The sequence below is a fragment of the Kosakonia oryziphila genome, from assembly GCF_900094795.1.
In the GTDB taxonomy this organism is placed as follows: Bacteria; Pseudomonadota; Gammaproteobacteria; order Enterobacterales; family Enterobacteriaceae; genus Kosakonia; species Kosakonia oryziphila.
Genome location: NZ_FMBC01000019.1, coordinates 40,326 through 64,578, shown reverse-complemented (window position 1 = coordinate 64,578; position 24,253 = coordinate 40,326). Strand labels below are relative to the sequence as shown.

23 protein-coding genes are annotated in these 24,253 nt (G+C 54.3%); 6 read left to right on the top strand and 17 right to left on the bottom strand.

Going from position 1 to position 24,253, the window contains the following annotated elements:
• Positions 1 to 16: 16 nt before the first annotated feature.
• Complete coding sequence (gene udp, locus GA0061070_RS11050; RefSeq protein WP_090136106.1) at positions 17 to 778, bottom strand: uridine phosphorylase; 762 nt, start codon at positions 776 to 778, stop codon at positions 17 to 19.
• 261 nt (positions 779 to 1,039) lie between these two features.
• Between udp and GA0061070_RS11045 the strand changes: the two genes are divergently transcribed.
• Positions 1,040 to 1,846, top strand: coding sequence for a dienelactone hydrolase family protein (locus tag GA0061070_RS11045; RefSeq protein WP_090136104.1), 807 nt, complete (start codon positions 1,040 to 1,042; stop codon positions 1,844 to 1,846).
• A gap of 264 nt (positions 1,847 to 2,110) precedes the next feature.
• Here the strand turns inward: GA0061070_RS11045 and metE are convergent, their stop codons facing one another.
• Entirely contained in the window at positions 2,111 to 4,372 is a 2,262-nt protein-coding gene (gene metE / locus GA0061070_RS11040; RefSeq protein ID WP_090136102.1) for a 5-methyltetrahydropteroyltriglutamate--homocysteine S-methyltransferase, read from the bottom strand.
• A 245-nt stretch (positions 4,373 to 4,617) separates the two neighbouring features.
• On the opposite strand from metE, the gene metR reads away from it, so the two are divergent.
• Positions 4,618 to 5,571, top strand: a complete 954-nt coding sequence (metR, locus tag GA0061070_RS11030; RefSeq protein WP_090136098.1) for an HTH-type transcriptional regulator MetR — start codon at positions 4,618 to 4,620, stop codon at positions 5,569 to 5,571.
• Here metR and GA0061070_RS11025 read toward each other — a convergent pair.
• The 3 genes from GA0061070_RS11025 to pldB form a co-directional block, all read right to left on the bottom strand.
• Entirely contained in the window at positions 5,459 to 6,358 is a 900-nt protein-coding gene (locus GA0061070_RS11025) for a carboxylate/amino acid/amine transporter (protein WP_090136097.1), read from the bottom strand. The genes metR and GA0061070_RS11025 overlap by 113 nt on opposite strands.
• 104 nt (positions 6,359 to 6,462) lie before the next feature.
• On the bottom strand, positions 6,463 to 7,263 hold the full coding sequence (gene yigL / locus GA0061070_RS11020; RefSeq protein WP_090136095.1) for a sugar/pyridoxal phosphate phosphatase YigL: 801 nt from the start codon (positions 7,261 to 7,263) through the stop codon (positions 6,463 to 6,465).
• A 21-nt stretch (positions 7,264 to 7,284) separates the two neighbouring features.
• The gene (pldB, locus tag GA0061070_RS11015; RefSeq protein WP_090136093.1) at positions 7,285 to 8,277 is read right to left on the bottom strand and encodes a lysophospholipase L2; all 993 of its coding nucleotides are present in this window, start codon (positions 8,275 to 8,277) and stop codon (positions 7,285 to 7,287) included.
• A 108-nt stretch (positions 8,278 to 8,385) separates the two neighbouring features.
• Between pldB and rhtB the strand changes: the two genes are divergently transcribed.
• On the top strand, positions 8,386 to 9,006 hold the full coding sequence (rhtB, locus tag GA0061070_RS11010; protein ID WP_090136091.1) for a homoserine/homoserine lactone efflux protein: 621 nt from the start codon (positions 8,386 to 8,388) through the stop codon (positions 9,004 to 9,006).
• 80 nt (positions 9,007 to 9,086) lie between these two features.
• On the opposite strand, the gene rhtC is transcribed toward rhtB, so the two are convergent.
• From rhtC to pldA, 3 genes are all read right to left on the bottom strand, one after another.
• Positions 9,087 to 9,710: a threonine export protein RhtC gene (rhtC, locus tag GA0061070_RS11005; RefSeq protein ID WP_090136089.1), complete on the bottom strand. Its 624-nt coding sequence runs from the start codon at positions 9,708 to 9,710 to the stop codon at positions 9,087 to 9,089.
• A 63-nt stretch (positions 9,711 to 9,773) separates the two neighbouring features.
• Entirely contained in the window at positions 9,774 to 11,600 is a 1,827-nt protein-coding gene (recQ, locus tag GA0061070_RS11000) for an ATP-dependent DNA helicase RecQ (protein WP_090136087.1), read from the bottom strand.
• Between the two features lie 67 nt (positions 11,601 to 11,667).
• Positions 11,668 to 12,537, bottom strand: coding sequence for a phospholipase A (gene pldA / locus GA0061070_RS10995; protein WP_090136085.1), 870 nt, complete (start codon positions 12,535 to 12,537; stop codon positions 11,668 to 11,670).
• 158 nt (positions 12,538 to 12,695) lie between these two features.
• Between pldA and yigI the strand changes: the two genes are divergently transcribed.
• On the top strand, positions 12,696 to 13,163 hold the full coding sequence (yigI, locus tag GA0061070_RS10990; RefSeq protein ID WP_090136083.1) for an acyl-CoA thioesterase YigI: 468 nt from the start codon (positions 12,696 to 12,698) through the stop codon (positions 13,161 to 13,163).
• A 55-nt stretch (positions 13,164 to 13,218) separates the two neighbouring features.
• The gene (gene rarD / locus GA0061070_RS10985; RefSeq protein WP_090136081.1) at positions 13,219 to 14,115 is read left to right on the top strand and encodes an EamA family transporter RarD; all 897 of its coding nucleotides are present in this window, start codon (positions 13,219 to 13,221) and stop codon (positions 14,113 to 14,115) included.
• A 90-nt stretch (positions 14,116 to 14,205) separates the two neighbouring features.
• Here the strand turns inward: rarD and corA are convergent, their stop codons facing one another.
• From corA to lptM, 8 genes are all read right to left on the bottom strand, one after another.
• Entirely contained in the window at positions 14,206 to 15,156 is a 951-nt protein-coding gene (gene corA / locus GA0061070_RS10980) for a magnesium/cobalt transporter CorA (RefSeq protein ID WP_090136079.1), read from the bottom strand.
• A 153-nt stretch (positions 15,157 to 15,309) separates the two neighbouring features.
• Positions 15,310 to 15,366, bottom strand: a complete 57-nt coding sequence (ysgD, locus tag GA0061070_RS25970) for a YsgD/CorL family protein (RefSeq protein WP_367888890.1) — start codon at positions 15,364 to 15,366, stop codon at positions 15,310 to 15,312.
• 148 nt (positions 15,367 to 15,514) lie between these two features.
• Complete coding sequence (uvrD, locus tag GA0061070_RS10970; protein ID WP_090136075.1) at positions 15,515 to 17,677, bottom strand: DNA helicase II; 2,163 nt, start codon at positions 17,675 to 17,677, stop codon at positions 15,515 to 15,517.
• A 138-nt stretch (positions 17,678 to 17,815) separates the two neighbouring features.
• Positions 17,816 to 18,532 carry a 5-amino-6-(5-phospho-D-ribitylamino)uracil phosphatase YigB gene (gene yigB, locus GA0061070_RS10965; RefSeq protein ID WP_090136074.1) on the bottom strand — a complete coding sequence of 239 codons (717 nt, stop codon included), beginning with the start codon at positions 18,530 to 18,532 and terminating at the stop codon, positions 17,816 to 17,818.
• Entirely contained in the window at positions 18,532 to 19,434 is a 903-nt protein-coding gene (gene xerC, locus GA0061070_RS10960; RefSeq protein ID WP_090136071.1) for a tyrosine recombinase XerC, read from the bottom strand. The genes yigB and xerC overlap by 1 nt, the downstream gene beginning before the upstream one ends.
• On the bottom strand, positions 19,431 to 20,138 hold the full coding sequence (locus tag GA0061070_RS10955; protein WP_090136069.1) for a DUF484 domain-containing protein: 708 nt from the start codon (positions 20,136 to 20,138) through the stop codon (positions 19,431 to 19,433). The genes xerC and GA0061070_RS10955 overlap by 4 nt, the downstream gene beginning before the upstream one ends.
• Positions 20,135 to 20,959 carry a diaminopimelate epimerase gene (dapF, locus tag GA0061070_RS10950; protein ID WP_090136068.1) on the bottom strand — a complete coding sequence of 275 codons (825 nt, stop codon included), beginning with the start codon at positions 20,957 to 20,959 and terminating at the stop codon, positions 20,135 to 20,137. The genes GA0061070_RS10955 and dapF overlap by 4 nt, the downstream gene beginning before the upstream one ends.
• Positions 20,960 to 20,995: 36 nt before the next feature.
• The gene (gene lptM, locus GA0061070_RS10945) at positions 20,996 to 21,199 is read right to left on the bottom strand and encodes an LPS translocon maturation chaperone LptM (RefSeq protein ID WP_090136067.1); all 204 of its coding nucleotides are present in this window, start codon (positions 21,197 to 21,199) and stop codon (positions 20,996 to 20,998) included.
• 137 nt (positions 21,200 to 21,336) lie between these two features.
• Between lptM and cyaY the strand changes: the two genes are divergently transcribed.
• Positions 21,337 to 21,657 (top strand): iron donor protein CyaY, encoded by a 321-nt coding sequence (gene cyaY, locus GA0061070_RS10940; RefSeq protein WP_090136065.1) that lies wholly within the window; start codon positions 21,337 to 21,339, stop codon positions 21,655 to 21,657.
• 43 nt (positions 21,658 to 21,700) lie between these two features.
• Here cyaY and cyaA read toward each other — a convergent pair whose 3' ends face one another.
• The gene (gene cyaA / locus GA0061070_RS10935; RefSeq protein ID WP_090136063.1) at positions 21,701 to 24,244 is read right to left on the bottom strand and encodes a class I adenylate cyclase; all 2,544 of its coding nucleotides are present in this window, start codon (positions 24,242 to 24,244) and stop codon (positions 21,701 to 21,703) included.
• Positions 24,245 to 24,253 lie beyond the last annotated feature (9 nt).

Below are 24,253 nucleotides of genomic sequence, written 5' to 3'. Positions count from 1 at the left end.
CGCCGGAAGAGAGGAATTACAGCAGGCGACGTGCGGCTTCCACCACGATTTTCACAGCGTGGCTTTCGGTCTGTTTCATCGTTTCTGCATTCGGGATCTCCTGCTGGGTACGGTTCACAATCACCCCAGCCACCATCCCGGCGCGCAATCCCTGGCTTGAACACATGGTCAGCAGCGTCGCGGATTCCATTTCATAATTCATCACCCCCATTGATTGCCACTCTTCCATTGAGCCTTTTAAGTTTTTCACCACTCGCCCGGAGAAGGTGTCATAACGCTCCTGGCCCGGATAAAATGTGTCGGAAGATGCCGTTACGCCAATATGTTTGGTTGCGCCAATCGCATCCGCCGCTGCGACCAGCGCCGTGGTGCAGGCAAAATCTGCCACCGCCGGGTATTCCATTGGTGCAAAATGCAGGCTGGCGCCATCGAGGCGCACGGAGGCTGTGGTGATCAGTACATCGCCAACATTGATATGCGGCTGAATCGCCCCGGTCGTGCCGACACGCAAAAAAGTGCGGATGCCAAGCTGCGCCAGTTCTTCTACGGCGATAGAGGTCGACGGACCGCCGATACCGGTGGAACACACAATAATCGGTTTGCCATCCAGTTCGGCACGCCAACTGGTAAATTCGCGGTGAGATGCCAGCTTGACCGGCTTATCCATCAGCGCGGCGATCTTTTCCACACGCTCCGGATCGCCAGGGACGATAGCCAGCGTAGCCCCTTGTAAATCGTTTTTGGTGAGACCGAGATGAAAAACATCAGACCTGGACATAACAGACTCCTCTGTGGTTGGTTTTATCAGGAGAGGCAAAACGCCACTTTACAGAAGGCGCCTGTCCGTTTTCGTGATTGACATCACCACGAAAGAAAATGTTTGCATATCATTTCCATAATTTAGTGATTTATATCACATTAAAATGTTGCATCTCGCAACGCTGCAGCAAAGATAGTCGATGAAACGGGGATTTGTGCGCGTGCCAGACCTTCCCGTCTATAGTTATTGGAGCGCTAATAAAAGGGTATGGAGAATGCCATGACAACCAACAAACAACCAGGCTTTGCACCTGCGGCTTCGCCTCACGCTTCCACCATCGTTCACACACCAGAGGATGCCATAATCACAGGCGAAACCTCCATTCCTACGCAGGGCGACAATATGCCTGCGTTTCACGCTCGTCCCAAAAATGCCGATAGCCCGTTGCCGATCATCATTGTGGTACAGGAGATTTTCGGCGTACATGAACATATCCGTGATCTCTGCCGACGCCTGGCGCTGGAAGGTTACCTCGCCATTGCGCCTGAGCTCTACTTCCGCCAGGGCGATCCGAATGATTTCGCCGATATCCAGACGCTACTGAGCGGGCTGGTCAGCAAGGTGCCGGATGCCCAGGTACTGGCCGATCTCGACCACGTCGCCAGTTGGGCGGCACGCAATGGCGGTAACGCACATCAGTTGTTGATCACCGGTTTTTGCTGGGGTGGGCGTATCGCCTGGCTGTATGCGGCGCATAACCCACAGTTGAAAGCCGCTGTGGCCTGGTACGGTAAACTGGTGGGGGAGAAATCTCTCAACTCGCCGCGCCATCCGGTAGATGTCGCGATCGATCTGACCGCGCCAGTACTGGGTTTATACGGCGCGCAGGATACCAGCATTCCGCTCGAAAGCGTGGAAACTATGCGCCAGGCGCTGCGGGCAGCCAACGCCACTGCCGAGATTGTGGTTTACCCGGAAGCGGGCCACGCCTTTAATGCCGATTACCGCCCGAGTTATCATGAAGAGTCGGCAAAAGATGGCTGGCAACGCATGCTGGCATGGTTTGCCCAGTACAATAAAAAATAATATTCGTGCCGGGGGAAACTCCCCGGCCAGTAATGTTAAAGATAAAACTCTACTATGAGAATTTCTGACCGTATTAAAGGTGAGATGGAAAACTGATTTATATGGAGCCTTCATTTTTCATTAAGAAAAAACGTCGATGGCATCAAGAAACTGCTATTACCCTGCCAGAAATAAGAAATCGCCCCCACAAAAACACGTATAGCAGCATTCTGCACCATGCCTTAAAGAACGCCGCCGGGGGACGATCCAGCGGCGCATAGCTGTTTATTGTTGACGCAGGTTCTGCGCAGCTTTCACCATATTAGCTAGCGCGGCGCGGGTTTCCGGCCAACTGCGGGTTTTCAAACCACAATCCGGATTCACCCACAGACGCTGTGCCGGAATGCGCTGCGTCGCTTTTTGCAACAGGGCTTCAATCCATTCCACGCTCGGCACGTTTGGGGAGTGAATGTCGTATACACCCGGTCCGATTTCGTTCGGGTATTCAAACTCTTCAAACGACTCCAGCAGTTCCATATCCGAACGAGAGGTTTCGATGGTGATCACATCAGCATCCAACGCGGCAATGGAATCCATGATGTCGTTGAATTCGCAATAACACATATGTGTGTGGATCTGCGTGTCATCCTTCGCCACCGCCGCGTTAATACGGAACGCTTCGACGCCCCACGCCAGGTAAGCCTCCCACTCGCTGCGGCGCAGCGGTAAACCTTCGCGTAGTGCCGGTTCGTCGATCTGGATGATGCCAATACCGGCGGCTTCCAGATCGGCCACTTCATCACGCAGCGCTAGCGCGATCTGTTTGGCGATGATTTCGCGAGTGACATCTTCGCGCGGGAAAGACCAGCAGAGGATGGTGACCGGCCCGGTCAGCATGCCTTTGACCGGTTTGTCGGTCAGCGATTGCGCGTAATTAGCCCACTCGACGGTAATCGCTTCCGGGCGGCTCACGTCGCCGATCACCACTGGCGGCTTCACGCAGCGAGAGCCGTAGCTCTGCACCCAGCCATTTTGCGTAAAGACGAAACCATCAAGGTGTTCACCGAAGTATTCCACCATGTCGTTACGTTCTGCTTCGCCGTGTACCAGCACATCCAGCCCCAAACGCTCTTGTTCGATAATCGCCTGCTTAATATGTTCAGCGATGCCGGAGCGGTAATTGCCCGCATCTAAACGTCCCTGTTTAAAATCCAGACGCAAGCCGCGGATCTCGGTGGTCTGCGGGAACGAGCCGATAGTTGTGGTCGGCCACGCAGGCAGGTTGAAACGCACGCGCTGCGCTTGTGCGCGCTCAGCATAAGGACGTGCGCGCTGGCTGTCCTGCGCGGTGATCGCCGCCAGACGTTTTGCCACCGCCGGGTTGTGCACACGGGTAGAGTGGCGGCGCGCCTGGATCGGGGCGCTCCATTCATTCAGTTTTTCTGTGTTACCGCTGTTCAGGGCATCACGCAACAGCGCCAGTTCTTCGCATTTTTGCAGGGCGAAAGCGAACCAGCTTTTTACTTCGGCATCAAGACGCGTCTCAACGCTCAGATCGATAGGACTGTGCAGCAGCGAGCAGGAAGAGGCGACCCACAGTGGGCGTTTGCCGACCACATCTTTAATCTGCGCATATTTTTCACTCAGATCGGCACGCCAGACGTTACGGCCATTCACCAGACCGGCAGAGAGCAGCCAGTCGGCAGGTAGACGCTGATGCAACTGTGCAACGTTGTCTTTACCGTGTACCAGATCGACATGCAAACCCTGCACTGGCAACGCGGTAATGGTGTCCAGGTTCGGGGTGACGCCTTCAAAATAGGTGGTCAACAGTAGTTTTACCTTGCCGTTCAGCGCGTCATACGCCGGTTTGAAGGCATCAAGCCACGCTTGCGGCAGCTCCATCACCAGCGCTGGTTCGTCAATCTGCACCCACTCAATACCGCGTTTTGCCAGTTCGGCCAGCACTTGCTGGTAGACCGGAAGAATGTCGTTCAACAGGCTTAAACGATCAAACTGTTCGCCTTTCACTTTGCCCAGCCACAGGTAGGTGACCGGCCCAAGCAGTACGGGCTTTACCTTATGTCCCAGTGTCAGCGCTTCGTCCACTTCATCCAGAAGTTGCACCCACGTCAGTTTGAACTGCTGGCCTTTGCTGAATTCCGGCACCATGTAGTGGTAGTTGGTGTTAAACCATTTGGTCATCTCTGCCGCTGCCGCCGGTTCGCCAGTCGGTGCGCGACCTCGGCCGATACGGAACAGGGTATCGATATCGACAGAGCCGTCGTTGTTCTGATGACGAGCCGGCACATTGCCCAGCAGCAGGCTGGTGGTCAGAACATGGTCGTACCAGGCGAAATCACCGACCGGCAGCAGGTCGATCCCGGCCTGTTTTTGCTGATCCCAATGACGGGCGCGCAGCTCGCGCCCTACCGCCAACAGATCTTCGCGAGAAGAATTCCCCGCCCAGTAACTTTCTTGCGCTTTTTTCAGCTCGCGACGCAGGCCGACGCGAGGGAAACCGAGAGTGTGGTTATGTATTGTCATGTCTTCTTCCTTTAATTATATGATTCTGAATGTAAAACTCTAAATAGTTCGGCTGGCAGGAAGGCGGCAACGTAGCGCGTCTCCAGGAGCTTACTGAAGTAAGTGACTGGGGCACGCAAGGAAGCTAACGCACCTGCAAGTCGAAATATGACGAGTTTAGACGTCCAGATGTTTACACATCCATATTGTAAAGGTACTGTATAAACCTCAAGCGCAAATTGTTCATGCCGGGGTGAAGGACATTCATGATCGAAATTAAACACCTGAAAACGCTACAGGCGTTACGAAACAGCGGGTCGCTGGCCGCAGCAGCGGCAACGTTGCATCAGACGCAGTCAGCGCTTTCCCACCAGTTCAGCGATCTGGAACAACGCCTTGGCTTCCGTCTGTTTGTGCGTAAAAGTCAGCCACTGCGTTTTACCCCACAGGGCGAGATCCTGCTACAACTGGCCAGCCAAGTACTGCCGCAAATCAGCCGCGCGCTGCAGGCCTGTAACGAGCCACAGCAAGCCACATTGCGCATCGCTATTGAATGTCATAGCTGTATTCAATGGCTGACGCCCGCACTTGAGAACTTCCGCCAGAACTGGCCGCAGGTGGAGATGGATTTCAAATCCGGCGTGACTTTTGACCCACAGCCTTCACTGCAACAGGGTGAGCTGGACCTGGTAATGACATCCGACATCCTGCCGCGCAGCGGCCTGCACTATTCCCCGATGTTTGATTTTGAAGTGCGGTTGGTACTGGCACCGGATCACCCACTGGCGGCAAAAGCGCACATCACGCCGGACGATCTCGCCAGCGAAACACTGCTGATCTACCCGGTGCAACGTAGCCGCCTTGATATCTGGCGTCATTTCCTGCAACCGGCAGGCATCAGCCCGGCGCTGAAAAGCGTCGATAACACGCTATTGTTGATTCAGATGGTTGCCGCCCGGATGGGGATCGCGGCACTACCGCACTGGGTAGTGGAGAGTTTTGAACGTCAGGGTCTGGTAGTAACCAAAACTCTGGGTGAAGGATTGTGGAGCCGGCTGTACGCAGCGGTGCGCGATGGCGAGCAGCGTCAGCCAGTTACGGAAGCGTTTATTCGCTCAGCGCGGAACCACGCGTGTGATCACCTGTCGTTTGTGCGGAGCGCGGAGCGACCCAACGGCGATGTACCCACAACGAAGCCATTATCACCGCCCCACCAATAATGAAGCTCGGCCAGTGCGGCTGTTTCTGCCAGATAGCGAGGTTGACCAGCAGTCCGGCGGGAACATGCACATTGTTCATAATGCCAAGCGTCCCGGCATCAACCTGCGTTGCGCCGTAGTTCCACATAAAGTAACCCAGACCGGAAGCGACCACGCCCAACCATACCAGCACGCCCCACTGCAAGGTCGTGCCCGGCAGCTTCTGCGGGTTACCCATCACAAACCATGCAGTGACAGCAACGACAAACGCCCCCAGATAGAACCACGCAAAGGCGTTGTGCTGCGGCATAGGGCGCGTTTCCATCAGGCGTTTATAACCGACCATGCCAATGGCGAAGCTGATGTTCGCTAGCTGCACCAGAATCAAACCGATCCAGAAATGATCGCTGATTTTGTCATAACGAATAATCGCCGCGCCAATCACCGCCAGCCCGGCGCTCAGGGCGTAGCTCCAGCGCAGCCCGCGCTTGCTCAGCAGATCGTAAATCAGCGTAACGTACAGCGGCGTGAAGACAGTAAATAACAGGAATTCAGAGACCGTCAGATAAAGGTACGCCTGGAAGCTGAACAGATACATAATGCCAAGCTGCATCGCACCCACCAGCATATACAGGCCAATGGTTTTCAGGTTGTGCCCACGCGTGCGCAGGAACGGTAAAAACACCAGCGCCGCCAGCCCCACGCGCATCAGCACGGAGAAATAGCTGTCGACATGGCCAGCAAGATATTCGCCAATCAGGCTAAAGGAAAAGGCCCACAGGATCGTGGTGATGATCAGTAACGCCACAATGAAGCTCTCTTAAAATAGTGAGGCTTCATTGTAGCGAACTCAATTGCGCAAAGTTTGAGTATTTGGTTGACATCTGGTTACTCAGCAACCAGATGTCAATCTTATTGCAGGAACAATTTACGCAGGTAATGTGGTACGGCGTTATCCACATTGGTGCCAATCACTTCCAGCTCTGGATGCAGATCTTTCAGGCGTTGGTGGGCATTGCCCATAATGCAGCCTTTACCGGCCATCGACAGCATTTCAGCATCGTTCATGCCATCGCCAAAAGCGATGCAATCCTTCAGATCATAACCCAGCGCACCAGCCACAGCCTCCAGCGCATGTCCCTTTGATACGCCGCCCGCCATCACTTCCAGACAGGTTAGCGTCGAGAAGCTGACGTTGACACGGTCGCCCCAACGCGCATTGATCGCCTGCTCCAGCGGCAGCAATTTTTCATGGCTGTCGCAGGTGAAGAAGACTTTGCTGATGCCTTCCGGCTCCAGTAAGCCCGGCTCATATAGCGAATACTGGAATACCGCTTCTTTGAAAAAACGCATCTCGTCAGGGCGATGGCGGTTCATAAACCATTCGTCGTTACGGTAGACATTGGTAATGATATCTTTCTCGTTGTGCATCACACCGAACAGATCGCTGGCGATATCGCGATCCAGATTGTGGCTAAAGACCAGATTTCCATCGGTATCGTGTACGCGCGCCCCGTTGGAGGTGATCATATACGCTTTGATGCCGAGATTATCGCGGATTTGCCCGACATCGACATGGTGACGGCCAGTAGCGAAGACAAAATTGACACCGCGGTCGGTCAGCAGTTTTAACGTTTCTTTCGCGAACGGAGACAATGTGTGGTCAGGGGAGAGCAACGTGCCATCTAAATCAGACGCAACAACCTGGTACATAGGAAAATTTTACCTCAATAATTAGTTATGCCGGTCGAAGAATTCGACGATGGCGTTGAGCGCGACCGAGCGCATAGCGTCCTTTTCGAAAAGGATCTCATGGTACGCGCCGGGTATGACAAACGGTTTTTCCCCTTCACAAGGATGGCCCGCCGCAGCGCGAATTTCGCAGAAGCGTTGTTGCATGCGGTTATCCACCACATGCTCCTCTTCCGCCTGAATAATCAATGTTGGAGTGTCATCGTTTGCCGCCCCTGCCAGCGCATGTTCTCCGGCCAGAATGCCCTCGCGCACCCAGTGCCACGTAGGGCCGCCCACACGTAGCGTCGGTTCGTCGGCATAAAAACGCAGATTGCGCCGGTAACGCTCGCGGCTGTGGGTCAGCACGTTAATAGCGAACGGCAGCGCGCACCAGCTTCCGGTGCCAATAGCGTAATTTTCGCGAAGACGCGGATAGCTTTCCGCCCAGTCAAGCAACGGGCGCACCATCCACTCTGGCAGGCGAATGATAATTCCGAACATCGGCGCGCACAGGGCAATAGCATCACAGGCATGCGGATAACGCTGTAAGAAGAGCGTGGCGATCGCGCCACCCATCGAATGCGCCAGGATATAGCGTTTGCGCCAGGGCCCGTCGGCAACTTCCTGCTGCCAGAATGCCGCCAAATCATTGACATAATCGCTAAAGTTGACCACATGGCCCCGGTGCGTATCCGCCAACATTCGCCCGGAACGCCCCTGCCCACGATGATCGATAATCAACACATCGTAACCGAGGTAGAACAGGTCGTAAGCCAGTTCGGCGTATTTGACGTAGCTTTCAATACGGCCCGGACAAACCACAATCACCCGATCGTGGCGAGGATGGCAAAAGCGGACAAAACTGACGGGTACATTATCGACACCAGTAAACACGGCTTCTTCACGCGAGCGCCAGAAATCCATTAGCGGCCCCGTGGTAAATGCTGCGAACGCTTTTTCTCTGGTTTCCCAGGCCGTTTTTTGCCGAAACATCGCAATTTCGCCCCTGTTAGCCATGTAAAATCGTTTTTTTGTGACCAATAGCAAAATCCACTGACAATAGCGTATTGTGGCATAAAAACAGACAACCAGGAATTTCTCATGACCTTCGAATGGTGGTTCGCCTATCTACTGACCTCAATCATTTTAAGCCTCTCGCCCGGTTCCGGCGCGATTAATACCATGACCACGTCCATCGGCTACGGCTATCGCGGCGCGGTGGCTTCTATTGCCGGGTTGCAGACCGGGCTTGGCATTCATATCGTGCTGGTCGGCGTCGGCCTGGGCACCCTATTTTCTCGTTCCGTGCTGGCGTTTGAAGTACTGAAATGGGCGGGGGCAGCCTACCTGATTTGGCTGGGTATTCAGCAGTGGCGCGCCGCAGGCGCTATCGATCTCAATACGCTGGCGAAAACCCAGTCGCGCGGTCGGCTGTTTAAGCGGGCGGTATTCGTTAACCTGACCAACCCGAAAAGCATCGTTTTTCTTGCCGCCTTGTTCCCGCAATTTATTGTGCCACATCAGCCGCAGGTGATGCAGTATGTGGTGCTTGGGGTCACAACGATCATCGTCGACATCATTGTCATGATTGGCTACGCGACGCTGGCGCAGCGCATTGCCGGCTGGATCAAAGGGCCGCACCAGATGAAGGCGCTGAATAAGGTATTTGGATCGCTGTTTGTGCTGGTTGGCGCATTGCTGGCATCCGCCCGCCACGCCTGAGGCAGATGCCCGGTGGCGCTGAGCTTACCGGGCCTGAAAATCAGCATACCGGATAACGAAACACCCTCCGGCAGATGAACTCAACGGGAGATAATCAGGTGAATGCCGAAGCCGGCAAACAGCGCGCCAGCAAAACCGTCAATCCATTTCGCCAGACGCTGATAACCGCGACGCATTGCCGGCAGCGCAAACAAGCTGGCCACGATGGTAAACCAGGCCAGCGTTTCCAGCGCAATCAGCACAAAAATACCCCAGCGCGCACTGGTGCCGACGCTATCGCCGACAAACAGTGAAAACACCGAGCCGAAGTAGATGATCGCTTTCGGGTTTGCCAGATTGGTCAGTAACCCTTTCAGAAAACTGCGGCCGCTGCTGGTCGCCAGCTCCACTTTCGGCGCATCAACCGGTTTTTTATCTTTCTTCAGCGCGCCACGCAGCATCTGATAGCCCATCCAGCACAGATAAAGACCGCCGCCGACCATAATAATGCTGTGCAACCATGCCATTTTTTCAAGGATCAGATTCAGGCCGAGCAGCGCCACGCCAGCCCACACCATTACACCACAGGTGATACCGAACACACCCATCATCGCCTCTTTGCGCGAGCGGCTAACGGCGGTTTGCGAAACGAAGAAGAAATCCGGGCCGGGGCTCATCAGGGCAACAATATGCACCAACGCCACGGTAAGAAATAACATCAACATAGAGAGAACCTGCGGGAAGATGATTCAGTGAGTGACTATCCTGGCACTTTTCGACCGCTAAAACTACTCTTCGTCGCCGTCGACATGCGCGCGGATGAGCGCCATAAATTCCTGGCCAAAACGCTCAAGTTTGCGCGTTCCCACGCCGTTCACGCTGAGCATTTCCCCCGGAGAAAGCGGCATCTGCTCGGCCATCTCAATCAGCGTTGCATCGTTAAACACCACATAAGGCGGGATATTCTCTTCGTCGGCAATCGCTTTTCGCAATTTACGCAGCTTGGCGAACAGCTTGCGATCGTAATTGCCGATGGCTGCTTTCTGCATCACTTTTGGCTTAAGCGCCACCATTCGTGGCACCGCCAGCATCAGCGGTGCTTCACCACGCAGCAGCGGACGCGCTGCTTCCGTTAACTGAAGCGCAGAATGCTGAGCTATATTCTGGGTAGCAAATCCCATGTGGATAAGCTGGCGGATTACGCTTACCCAGTGTTCATGGCTCTGCTCGCGGCCAATACCATACACCGGTAATTTATCGTGACCGTATTCGCGGATACGCTGATTGTTCGCACCGCGCAGCACTTCCACCACATAACCCATACCGAAACGCTGATTAACGCGATAAATGGCCGATAACGCTTTTTGCGCGTCCTGCAAACCATCGTACTGGCGCGGCGGATCGAGGCAAATGTCGCAGTTACCGCAAGGCTCTTGTCGTCCTTCGCCGAAATAGTTGAGCAGCACCAGACGACGACAAGTTTGCGCTTCAGCAAACGCGCCCATCGCATTGAGCTTGTGCCGCTCAATATCCTGCAATGGCCCGGCCGGTTTATCCTCCAGACAACGGCGCAGCCACGCCATATCAGCCGGATCGTAGAACAGCATTGCTTCCGCAGGCAGGCCGTCACGCCCGGCGCGACCGGTTTCCTGATAATAGGATTCAATATTACGCGGGATGTCGAAATGCACCACGAAACGTACGTTGGGCTTGTTAATGCCCATGCCGAACGCCACGGTTGCCACCACAATTTGTAAATCGTCGCGCTGGAACTGCTCCTGCACCCGTGCACGCCGTTCGTTATCCAGCCCGGCATGATAAGCCGCCGCGCTGAAACCACGGCTTTGCAGACGCTCGGCGGTGTCTTCAACCTTCGCCCGGCTATTGCAATAAATGATGCCGCACTTGCCGCGTTGCTCCTGCACATAACGCAGCAGCTGATCGAGCGGCTTAAACTTTTCCATCAACATGTAGCGAATATTCGGCCGGTCGAAGCTGCTGACCTGGATCAGCGGATCGTTAAGGCCAAGCAAACGCTCTATGTCGCGGCGGGTTGTGTCATCAGCCGTCGCGGTCAGTGCCATAAAAGGCACGGACGGCAGCATCTGGCGCAGGTGGCCAAGCGCGGCGTATTCCGGGCGGAAATCGTGCCCCCACTGGGAAATACAGTGCGCTTCGTCAACGGCCAACAGCACCGGATTCCACTGGCGCAACTGGTCAAGGAAGTTGTCGAGCATCAGGCGCTCGGGCGCGATATAAAGCAGACGGATCTGACCGTTGCGACAGCCGTTAATCACTTCAAACTGCTGCTCACGGCTTTGAGTAGAGTTCAGGCACGCCGCCGCAACGCCGTTGGCAAGGAGCTGGTCGACCTGATCTTTCATTAGTGAGATCAGCGGCGAAACCACCACCGTCAGTCCCCGCAACACCAGCGCCGGAATTTGGTAACACAGGGATTTTCCGCCGCCCGTCGGCATCACCACCAGACAGTCGCGGCCGCTCAGTACGGTATTGATAATATCCTGCTGGCCCGGGCGGAATTGCTGATAGCCGAAGGTCTCCTGCAAGACCTGCTTAGCCAGCGATTCCTGATTCAATACTTCCGCCTGCGCCACAATGACCCCATTAGCCTGAAATAAAAACAGGCGCTATTTTCAGCGCCTGCGACAGAAACTGCAATGCTTAAAACAGATCGTTAAGCATTACACCCACACCAACACGAGTTTGATTGAAATTATAGTCAATCAATGATTCGCCGTAGCCGCTGTATACCTGGGTGTAAAACCGGACGTGTCGGGTTATCGGATAGCTGATGCCGATTTCCGCACCGCCGTAGCCGGTATTCCAGTTGTACTGCCCTTTGGCGCTGAGGATTGCCTCACCCAGTTGATAACCAATCTTCAACTGGTAATAGCCCATGTATTTGGTGATATCCGGGTTATCGTTGGTGGAACCCACCACATACCAGGGCTTCACCTCAACCATCCAGTTGCCGTTTTGCGCCATCAGGCGGGTGTAGATGCGGTTCCAACTACGCGACGTCGGGTCGGAGCGGCCGTTTGAATCATGGTTATAACCCATCTCCACATCGCGTAACGTCCAGCCAGCAAACTCATAATCGGTGGCGAAACCGAGGAAAAGTTGCGGCTCGTAGTTGGTTTCGCGGAACGGCGATGACTCGGCACTATTGGAGAGCTGCCACCAGGATTTCTGCGTATAGGAAGCGCCAAAAACAGAATTAGGCCCCAGAATTCCGCGCCACAGAGGAAACGCCAGGCTGAGCTGGAACTTCACTTCGTCCTTACGCGCATTATCAGACCAGTTATAGGAGCGAATTGCATCTTTGTTCAGATCGCTGGTATCGGTATAGATCACGTAGTTGGTGTCATAAGGATAAAGCGTGAAAGGATTATCGTGATCCTGCAATAAATTGGCGATGATACTGCCGCGCACGGCGGGGGCATCATGAACCTCCTTTACCGTAGCTTCTTGTGCGTATGCCATAAAAGGCAGCGCAAGTACTGCGAAAAACCAACCCAGAGAGGTCCGCATCGGTTTTATGCTCCCGAATCATATTGTTGAATTGAATAAGTTACCGAAAGTATTCTACATATTTAAGAGTCACTGCGCAGGTATCGATTCTCAAACTGGAACTCAACAAATAACAGGCATAAAATCAACACCTCATTAACACATCGGATCAGATTACTATGTCAGCCGTTCTCACAGCCGATCAGGCCCTTAAACTGGTGGGCGAGATTTTTGTTTATCACATGCCGTTTAACCGTGCGTTAGGTCTTGAGCTGGAACGTTATGAAAAAGAGTATGCGGAGTTGAAATTTACTAATCAGCCAATGATGGTGGGTAACTGGGCGCAAAGCATTTTACATGGCGGCGTAATCGCTTCAGCGCTGGATGTCGCCGCAGGTCTGGTTTGCGTTGGCAGTACGTTAACTCGCCATGACACTATTAGCGAAGAGGAGCTGCGCCAGCGTTTGTCGCGCATGGGTACTATTGATTTACGTGTCGATTATCTGCGGCCCGGGCGCGGCACGCGCTTTACTGCCAGCAGTAGTTTGTTGCGTGCGGGCAATAAAGTCGCCGTCGCCCGCGTAGAGCTGCATAATGAGGATCAACTGCACATCGCCAGCGCCACAGCTACCTATATGGTGGGGTGAGGCTCTTGTAAAAAACGGGTAACATACAATTACTTTTCAGCAAAGAGTTTTCCCGATGGATGCAAAACAGACGCGGCAGGGCGTGTTACTCGCCCTGGCCGCTTATTTCATTTGGGGGGTTGCCCCGGCCTATTTCAAAGTGATTTGGTACGTACCGGCTGACGAAATTCTCACTCACCGCGTCATCTGGTCCTTCTTTTTTATGCTGGCGTTGATCAGCGCCAGCCGTCAGTGGAGCAACGTAAAAACGTTGCTGCAAACGCCGAAAAAGATCCTGCTGCTGGGCATCTCCGCCGTACTGGTTGGCGGCAACTGGCTGCTGTTTATCTGGGCGGTGAACCACAACCATATGCTGGAAGCCAGTCTGGGTTACTTTATTAATCCACTGGTGAACATTCTGCTGGGGATGCTGTTTTTGGGTGAGCGTTTCCGCCGTATGCAATGGCTGGCGGTACTGCTGGCTGCCATCGGTGTACTGGTGCAACTGTGGACGTTTGGCTCGCTGCCGATCATTGCGCTCGGTCTGGCATTTAGTTTTGCTTTTTACGGCCTGCTGCGCAAAAAAATAGCTGTTGATGCGCAAACCGGCATGCTGGTAGAAACGCTGTGGTTATTGCCGGTTGCGGCGGTGTGGCTATTTGGCATCACAGATAGCCCAACCAGCCATATGGGGCAAAACAGCCTGTCGCTGAACTTGCTGTTGATGGCCGCAGGTGTAGTTACGACGGTTCCTCTGCTGTGTTTTACCGGAGCGGCAATGCGTTTGCGTTTATCGACGCTGGGTTTTTTCCAGTATATCGGCCCAACACTGATGTTCCTGCTGGCCGTTGCTTTCTATGGCGAGCATCCGGGGCCGGATAAGATGGTGACCTTTGGTTTTATCTGGCTGGCGCTGGCGATTTTTATTATGGACGCGGTATACACACAGCGTGGTTTACGCAAAAACGTATGATGGAAAGTTGGTGTCGCCTCTTCCCCATATGCTGAAGCGGCGCGCGCAATCCAATCAAAATGAACAAGGGCGGCAGCGCCGCCCGTTGTCTTATAGCCAGTTGCGGCGCTTGAAGTAGAGATACGGTGCCAGACCGGCGAGGATCATAAAGACAATCGCGCCAGGGTAGCCGAAGCTCCAGTGCAGCTCGGGCATAAATTCAAAGTTCATTCCGTAGCTGGAGGCCACCAGCGTCGGCGGCAGGAACACCACGGAAACGACCGAGAAGATTTTAATGATGCGGTTCTGCTCGATATTGATGAACCCCATCGCCGCCTGCATCAGGAAGTTCACCTTCTGGAACAGGGATTCATTATGCGGCAGCAGAGATTCGATATCGCGCAGGATCTCGCGCGCCTGCTCCAGTTGACCAGCCGGTAAACGCGCCTTGCGCACAAGAAAGTTCAGCGCACGCTGGGTATCCATCAGACACAAGCGCACCTTCCAGCCGATGTCTTCCTGCTCCGCCAGCGTTGAAAGCGCGTCGTCATATTCATCGCCCTGCTGGCCTTCCATAATAACGCGGCTCAGCTTTTCCAGGTCGCTGTAGATGTTTTCGATCTCATCCGCCAGCTGTTCGATTTTAGTTTCGAACAGATCCAGCAGCAGTTCATAGGCATTGCCGTCAACCATCTCCTGGCTGCGGGCGCGCATACGGTAGAGCCGAAACGCGGGTAATTCGCGCTCACGCAGCGTAAACAAGCGACCTTCGCGAATGGTGAATGCCACCGTTGAGTTACCGGCGTGATCTTCAGCATCTTCAAAAAAGAAGAAGGAGTGGATGTGCAGCCCGTCTTCGTCCTCGAAAAAACGCGCGGAGGCTTCGATGTCTTCCAGTTCAGGGCGGGTGGCCAGGTTCTGACCCAATTCCATTTGCACACGGGTTCGTTCGTCTTCGTCCGGCTCGACCAAATCAACCCAAACCGAGCTGGCGAGGTGTTTAATTTCGTCAGCCTCAAGACGGGTTAAGCGATTGTTTTCCAGTTGAAATGCGCTCAGCATGGCCGGGACTCCCAGTGCAAAAAATATCGGACAGTTCGGTGGGCACACAAGAAACGAATTGGGTTTCAGACCATTCAACAGCCTGACTCAGCGCGACGGGAAAACATGCAGGTCGCTGACAACCTCTAAGGCTATCAGCATGAGAAAATAGCCTTAGGAATTGTTCCTGTGAAACAGGAGATTGAGCCAGTATCTACTGGGTGTGTCCAAGGCGAATGTCCTCTTAGCGTGTTCGTGCGCGCATGTTACGCCAGCACTCAGAAGGCGTCAACACGCAACGAAACGCGAAAGAGCAATATTTGCCCCTCAACGTATAAGGCTAGCAGATTATTACAAAATAATGATATTTTTCTGAATGTTAGACAGTTTCAAGCTTCGCATAGGCGGCCACCAGCCATTTAATACCCTGCCCCTGGAAAGCCACCTGCAAACGGCTGTGTTCACCGCTGCCTTCCATGTTCACTACCGTACCTTCGCCAAACTTCGCATGGCGCACGCGCTGACCGAGTTTATAGCCGGTATCGCTCTGTGCGGCTGGCGTTCCCATGCGCTGATGGCTTACCGGGCGGCTGATGCTGGCGCGTAAACGCACCTCTTCCACACACTCTTCCGGCAGCTCGCCGATAAAGCGTGAAGGGCGGTGATAAACCTCTTTCCCGTACAGACGGCGCGTTTCGGCGTAGGTTAAGGTTAATTTCTGCATCGCGCGCGTCACGCCGACATACGCCAGGCGGCGCTCCTCTTCCAGACGGCCCCCCTCATCCAGCGACATCTGGCTCGGAAACATGCCCTCTTCCATGCCAACGATAAAGACCTGCGGGAATTCGAGACCTTTTGCCGAGTGCAGCGTCATAAGCTGCACCGCATCCTGCCAGCTATCCGCCTGCCCTTCACCCGCCTCCAGAGCGGCATGGGAGAGAAATGCCTGTAGCGGCATCAAATCTTCATCTTCTTCGTTGTAGCTGAACTGCCGCGTAGCGGTGACCAGTTCCTCTAAGTTCTCAATACGCGTCTGGCCTTTCTCGCCCTTCTCCTGCTCATACATCATGCGCAGACCAGAGTCGTTCACCACCCGGTCGGTTTGCACATGCAGCGGCATATCGGCCGTTTCCTGGGCCAGCGCGTCAATCAGTTCCAGGAAGCGTTGCAGGGCGCTTGCAGCACGGCCCGCCAGCGCTTTTTCCTGTAATAACTCGCGCGTCGCCTGCCACAGCGTCAACTGGCGATCGCGGGACGTCTGGCGCACAACATCCAGCGTGCGATCGCCAATGCCGCGCGTCGGCGTATTCACTACGCGCTCAAACGCGGCATCATCATTGCGGTTGGCGATCAAACGCAGATAGGAGAGAGCATCTTTAATCTCCTGACGTTCAAAGAATCGCATACCGCCATAAATGCGGTACGGCATACTGGCCTGCAACAGCGCCTCTTCCAGCACGCGCGACTGGGCGTTGCTGCGATAGAGAATAGCGCACTGCGTCAGTTGTCCGCCGTTGTCCTGCCAGGCTTTGATACGGTTTACGACAAAGCGCGCTTCGTCCAGCTCATTGAATGCACAATAGAGTGAAATCGGCTCGCCATCGATGCCGTCGGTCCACAGTTTTTTCCCCAGACGCCCATTATTGTTCTCAATCAGGGCGTTAGCGGCGCTAAGGATATTACTGGTGGAGCGGTAGTTCTGCTCCAGCCGAATAGTCTGCGCGCCAGGGAAATCTTTCAGGAAGCGCTGGATGTTTTCTACCTGGGCGCCGCGCCAACCGTAAATGGACTGATCATCGTCACCGACGATCATCACTTTGCCGGTGTCGCCAGCCAGCAGGCGGATCCATGCATACTGAATGTTGTTGGTATCCTGAAATTCATCCACCAGGATATTGGTAAAGCGTTCACGATAGTGCTGCAAAATATGCGGTTTGTTCAGCCACAGCTCATGGGCACGTAGCAACAGCTCGGCAAAATCCACCAGCCCGGCGCGATCACAGGCCTCCTGGTAAGCCTGATAAACTTTCTGCCAGGTCTGCTCAACCGGATTACCGAAACTCTGGATATGATGCGGACGGATGCCCTCATCTTTCTGGCCGTTGATATACCACATCGCCTGACGCGGCGGCCACTGCTTCTCATCCAGATTCATCGCTTTGATCAGGCGTTTCAGCAGCCGGAGCTGATCTTCACTGTCGAGGATCTGGAAATCCTGCGGCAGGTTGGCATCCATGTGGTGCGCCCGCAACAAGCGGTGCGCCAGCCCGTGGAACGTGCCCACCCACATTCCGCCCTGCGAGGTGCCCATCAACTGGCCGATACGATGACGCATTTCCGCCGCTGCTTTATTGGTAAAGGTGACCGCCATGATCGAGTATGGCGAACAGTTATCCACGGTCATTAGCCAGGCGATACGGTGTACCAGCACGCGCGTCTTACCGCTCCCTGCCCCGGCCAGCACCAGCATATTGCTGCGCTCTGCGGCTACGGCGTCGCGCTGTTTGTCATTGAGGCTGTCGAGCAGATAAGAAACGTCCATAGGTACCGTCGCGTAGTCGTCAGGAATTGAACGAAACGCCCGTGGGCGCTTCGCTTACCGGGCCTACGTTACCGTAGGGCGGATAAGCGTAGCGCCATCCGCCAAAAACCCTGGTATTTTATACAGAACAATTGGTGATTATATCAGCGTCGTGAGGGATGCCAACCGCGAAATTTCCATATGCGGTAACAAACGGCTGTTGGTTGCCTGTAACAGATCGGCGCCTTCTGGTTTGATCCAACATGCCTGCATGCCGCAACGGATCGCACCCGCAACATCTGTGGTCAAATCGTCACCAACATGCAGAATATCCTCTACCGCCACACCGAGGCGATCTGCGGCCAGATGATACATGTCGCTGAACGGCTTTGAACGCCCATCTGGCCCGGCGCGCAGCACAAATTCAAAGTAATCGCCCAGCCCGAACAGTTCCGGCTGCGCGTTACCGTTGGTGATCACCACCAGCGGCCACTTCGTTGCCAGTCTCTTCAGCGTGTCGTGGGTTTCCTGCGGCACATCAATGCGGCTGCGCCATTTGGCAAAGTTAACCATCGAGGCCTGTGCGCCCACGGCGGCTTCCTCGACTGTCAGCCCGGCGTTCAGCATCGCCTGTTCAACGGCGCGTCGCCGCCATTCGGTAACGTCGTGATAGATCTCCGGCTCGGTTTCCCGCAGCGACCAGCGCAGACGCTTGAATTCTTCATTTTCCAGGCCGTTAAGCGCCGGATGATAGCGTTGCACAAATGCCAGCGCTTCCTGTTCGGTGCGCTGGATCACCAGTCGGTTGTCGTAAAGAGTATCGTCCAGGTCAAAAGTGATCGCGGAGATCTGACCCAATGGGCGGTAAAAACGCATTATTTCCCCCGTTTGGCGCGCGGGTGCGCGGCGTCGTACACCGATGCAAGGTGTTGAAAATCGAGATGGGTATAGATTTGTGTCGTTGAAAGATTGGCGTGACCAAGCAGTTCCTGCACCCCGCGCAGATCGCCGCTCGATTCAAGCATGTGTGTGGCGAATGAGTGCCGCAGTTTATGCGGATTTACATGACTGTTGAGTCCCTGACGGATACCCCACTCGGCAAAACGTTTTTGCACATTACGCGCCGAAATTCGTTTCCCCAGCTTCGATAAAAACAGCGCATCCTCTTCCGCGCCAAACAGCCCACGCAGATCGAGCCAGTGTTCAATCCAGGTCACCGCACTGCGACCAATAGGCAAGCGGCGCTCTTTACTGCCCTTGCCCATTACCCACACTTCACCGCTTTCCAGATCCAGATGTTTGATATCCAGATTCACCAGCTCCGAAAGACGCAGACCAGCACCGTACATCACTTCCAGCATGGCCCGATCTCGCACTGCCAGCGGATCGTTAAGATCGATATCCAGCAGTCGGTTCACATCATCAACGTCAATATTCTTCGGCAAATGGCGCGGCGCTTTCGGTGCAGAAATGCCTTTTGCCGGGTTTGCCTGCAGCTCGCCCTGGCTGACCATCCAGTCAAAGAAACTGCGCAGCGCCGAAAGCCGTAGCGCCAGGCTTGCCGGGCCGAGCCCTTTTCGTCGGCTGCGAACGGCAATTGCGCGCACCATTGCAGCATCACATTGTTGCCAGCTTTTCAGGCCGGTTTCACCGGTCAAAGCAATGATGGCATCAAGCTGACGCTGATAATTAAGCAACGTAATGGGACTGAGTTGACGTTCAACACCAAGGTAGCGCAGGAATTTGCTGACGGCAGGTAACAACGGCGAATCGCTCATACGCGCTCAATCCAGCGTTCCAGAAGATCCGGCAGCATCTGCGCTATCTCATCTAAAAGCTGGGTGCCCTGACCTTGCTGATAATGGTGAACATCACGGCTGCTAAACAGCACCACGCCAAGAGAACCGTCCGGCCCCATTAAGGACATGGCCACCGAGCCGATTGCTTTCGCTTCCGGCAACAACAACAATAGCTCCGGCCCGTTTAATGAGCCGAGATAGTGGTGTTGCTGACCTAAGCGTTGAATACGCAACGATTCAAACGCCTGCCGGGAGAGCGCAAGATGGGTGTAGCGTGAAGGCGCCCCCAGACGCCAGCGATCGGGAAACAGGCGGATAGTCGCACCAGCCAGCCCCAGATCGCGCGCCCAGCGATGAAAACGGTTAAGCATCTCTTCAAGGCTGCTGGCGGATGCCAGCCGACTTTGCAGGCGCAGCAGACGATAGAATAACCCTTCGTTTGCACTCGCCTGTTCCATCAACAAGGTCATGTTCTCTTCCAGCACATTGATGTGATTACGCGAGCGCGCCATGTGCCATTCGACGAGAGAAACCGTACCACGCACCGGGTGCGGCACGCGCATTTGCTCTATCAGCCGCGCATTGCGGATAAAGAATTCAGGATGGTGCAGCAGATATTCCGCCACCGCCTGGTCATCCAGTTCGGCCAACGTTCCCTGCTGCTCTTCTCCTATATGCTTCATAGATGAATAAACCCGTCATAGACATGTGTCGCCGGGCCAGTCATAAACAACGGTTGACCCGGTCCTTTCCACGCGATATCAAGCCGACCGCCCGGTAATTCAACGCGAACATTTTCCGCCAGCAAATCCTGTTGAATGCCGACCGCGACAGCCGCACAAGCGCCGCTACCGCACGCCTGGGTTTCACCAGCGCCACGTTCAAAGACGCGCAGTCGGATGTAATCCCGTGAGACGACCTGCATAAAACCGATATTGGCGCGCTCAGGAAAACGCTCGTGGCTCTCCATTACCGGGCCCAGTGTTTCTACCGACGCAGTGTCCACGTCATCAACCTGAATCACGCAGTGCGGGTTCCCCATCGAAACAACGCCGCACAGTATGGTTTGCTCCGCTACCCGCATAATATAGGTCTTTTCCGCTTTGTTAGCGCGGAATGGCACCTGCGACGGTTCAAAGTTTGGCTCACCCATATTAACGCGTACCAGTTCGTCTTCCGTTACGCTCAATACCATACGACCGTTCGCCGTACTGACGCGAATATCACGTTTATTGGTTAACCCTTTCAGACGAACAAAGCGGGCGAAACAGCGCGCGCCATTACCGCACTGCGATACTTCACTGCCGTCGGCATTAAAAATACGGTAGTGAAAATCGAGTTCAGGATCGTAGGGAGGCTCAACCACCAGCAGTTGATCAAACCCAACGCCAAGATGACGATCCGCCAGACGGCGGATCAGCTCCGGTGAGAAAAAGACATTCTGCGTTACCGCGTCGACGACCATAAAATCGTTGCCAAGGCCATGCATTTTTGAGAACTGCATCATCTACTCCAGTTGCGCGGATACAGAACGGTAGCGTCAGTAATTCACCTGGCTCGGAGAGCCGTCGTTACCACGATCGGTGCTATTCGGAGTACTCGGCTGGATCGTGCTGGTTTGCGTTTTGGTTGGCGGCGGCGCATTTTTATCCGCAGGGGGAAAATAGAGCGGCCCCTTCAGACCACATCCCGTCAGGCTGAACAGAGTCAGCAGTACGGCCATCGCGCGAAACACATCTTTCATTATGAGTTGCCTGTAAGTTCGTTCTTTCTGCTTTCTATCATCGCAGGAGAAGACACAAAAGCAAGAGTTTGCTGGTTTAGGGCATCGGGAAATATTTCGCGTTATACTGCTGCCATCATAAAAAACAGGAAAGCAGAATGAACGACAGTGAATTTCATCGCCTCGCCGACAGCCTGTGGCTCACCATTGAAGAACGCCTTGATGACTGGGATGGCGACAGCGACATCGACTGCGAAGTCAACGGCGGCGTCTTAACCATCAGCTTTGAAAACGGCAGCAAAATCATCATTAACCGTCAGGAACCGCTGCACCAGGTGTGGTTGGCAACCAAACAGGGCGGCTACCATTTCGATCTCAAGGGTGATGACTGGGTTTGCGATCGCAGCGGCGAAACCTTCTGGGATCTGCTGGAACAGGCAGCCACGCAGCAAGCGGGCGAAACGGTGACTTTTCGTTAATATTACGCGCCGGATAAGATGTTAATGATTTATCCGGCACACATTACGAGAAATATTGCTGCAACAGCGGTGCATCGTTGTCCTGATTCGCCGGCGTTGCGGTGCTGATTGTCTGATTGCGGAACGGGATCACCTGAGCACGCCCTTCCGTATTCACAATTTGATAGAACTGCGGCAAGTTGAAGTTAATAAAGCTGGAGCCGTAGGTGAAGCGGTCATGTGATGACGAGTAGAAACGGCTTACATCCCGCACCAGTTCCTCTTTGCTGCCTTCACAGTGATGATAGACTTCCGCGCGGTTGCTCTCATCCAGAATATAGATGTTAAAGCCTTCTTCGCCGGTCTCTTCAAAAAAGAACTGAATAATCCCTTCACTGGCAAAACCATCCACCACCGCCGGTAATTCGACGTGATTGGTTTCAACCTGCACAGAAAGGCCATGCAGTTTGTTATGCGAAATCGCACCGTAAAACTCGATCGCGTTTTCCAGCTTCTGTACCGACACATTCAGACGTTCAAAGAACAGCCCCCAGGTCTGACCCGCCACGCGCAATGCTTTAAAGCGTCCGGTTTCCTGGCGCGTACTGGAAAGACGCAGCTCAATACACTCAGAAACCAACTGCTGGACGCGGGTTCGAATCAGGCCACGCAGATGCTGGCTGTAGCAGAACACTTCAACGCTATCCGGCGGTGCCGCATCCTGATGCATTTTGCCAAGAATCGTTTTCAGCGCTTCAATCATCGCCTGCTCGCCGTTGAAATGCAGAGTACGCACCTCATTCCACGAATTACGGTAGAGCAGATCCACGCTTCCGACGAGGCAGTTTTGCTGCTCGCCGAAGCTGAAGACATCAAGCTTACGGAAGTCGAAATGCACCACCTGGTTACGGAACGCCGCAGTCGGGTCGTACTCCAGGTTGACGATAATCGCCAGGTGACGGATTTCGCACGGGCTATACAGCGCTTTCGGGGTCGGTGCAGGCAGGCGCAACGGGAAGTGATGCGATACATCCGCTACCATCTCCTGCAATTTCGCCAGATCGACCACATCATTGCCTTTAATAAACAGATGTGTGCGCGAGGTCAACAGCCCGTTAAACCAGGCCCAGGCCACCAGCTTATTCAGATAACGGTTATATTCCAGCGGCTGATGGCTGACGATAGAGTCCATGTTCGGCGCACGATTGTACAGATACCAGCCGGTGCGGTTGGCACGGCCTGGCGGAACATGAATAAAGGTTAAATTGGGTTCGGAGAGATCCGGTGAAATCTGCGGGTTCACCAGCGTTACTTTGCCCGGCAACGCCTCAAAGGCGGCATACAGTTTACGGGTCAACACCCCGATATCTTGCGGGCTGGCGGAAACGCTCAGATTATTACGCCGTGCGAAACGGATAAGATTGCGGTAGCTCTGCATCATCGCGTCGAGCAGCTCATTGTGCGCTTCGCGTACCTGATCGATTTTCCAGTTGGCACGGTTATCCAGCATGGCCACGCGCGCATCGTCCCAGCCCCACTCTTTCACCAGTTGCGCGATCACTTCACGACGCCAGCCGACACAGGCGCGTTCACGGCTGAGCTTCTCGCACACTTTTAAGTAGAAACATCGACGTGCCAGATCGAGACGGGTGGTGTCTTCGATGGCCACCAGATATTGCGTTACGCGTTCCAGCATCATGCAGTAGTGATCAAGACCGAAGGAAACAATCTCGCCATCATGCAGACGCTGTTTAATATCTTTCGCCAGCAGGCGCGTGTTGGGATATTCCCAGGAATAAGCTTCCAGCAGCAGGGTTTTCAACACTGCTTTGTATGGGGAATCGATGCTTTTATAGAGCTGCCAAAGGCTGGCACCGAAATACTCTTCCGCCGAAAGAGAACTTAAGCCGCCGAGATCCAGCCATTCATTTGGCGTCAGAACACCCTGCGCATAGAGCGTCATTACGTAGTCGTCGTAGTGCTCTTCTTCATCGCCCGGCACCATATTCCAAAGAATACGCTTCCCGGCGAGGCGCACGGCAGTGCGATAAAATTCGTCAAGCAACAATATATGCTGCGTCGAGCCGCAATCCTCGCCGCCGAGACTGCCGCTTTCGTTATGGCGGAAGCGGTTCTCATCAATCAGGAAAAAGCTCACTTCCACACCCAGCGACGCAGCCCAACTTTCGAGCAGGCTGCATTTACGCTGCAACAGTTGACGCTCTTCATTATCGAGCCAGGATTGATGACATACCCAGATGTCCAGATCCGAAGAGCAACTTTGCCCAACGGATGACGTGCTACCCATAGAGTAAACGCCGGTGATCGGTACCTCGCCTTTTGGCGACTCCTGCGGCGGCAAACCACGGTGCAGTTCGAGTTCATTCAGATAGTGAAGTTGGTTTTCATCAGGCGTGTAAAGGCAAATGCCTTGCGGAACGTTACCTTCAAGGTAACCCGGCATCAGCGGATGATGGTAGTGCAGTAATGTCGGCAGCAGACTGTAGACCTGCTGAAAAGCAGGCCCCATGGCAGCAAGCGCGCGTTCCACACGCAGTTGATTGATGGCATCCAGTCTCTGTTTCAGAGTCTCAATATAGAGGTACAAGACATATCG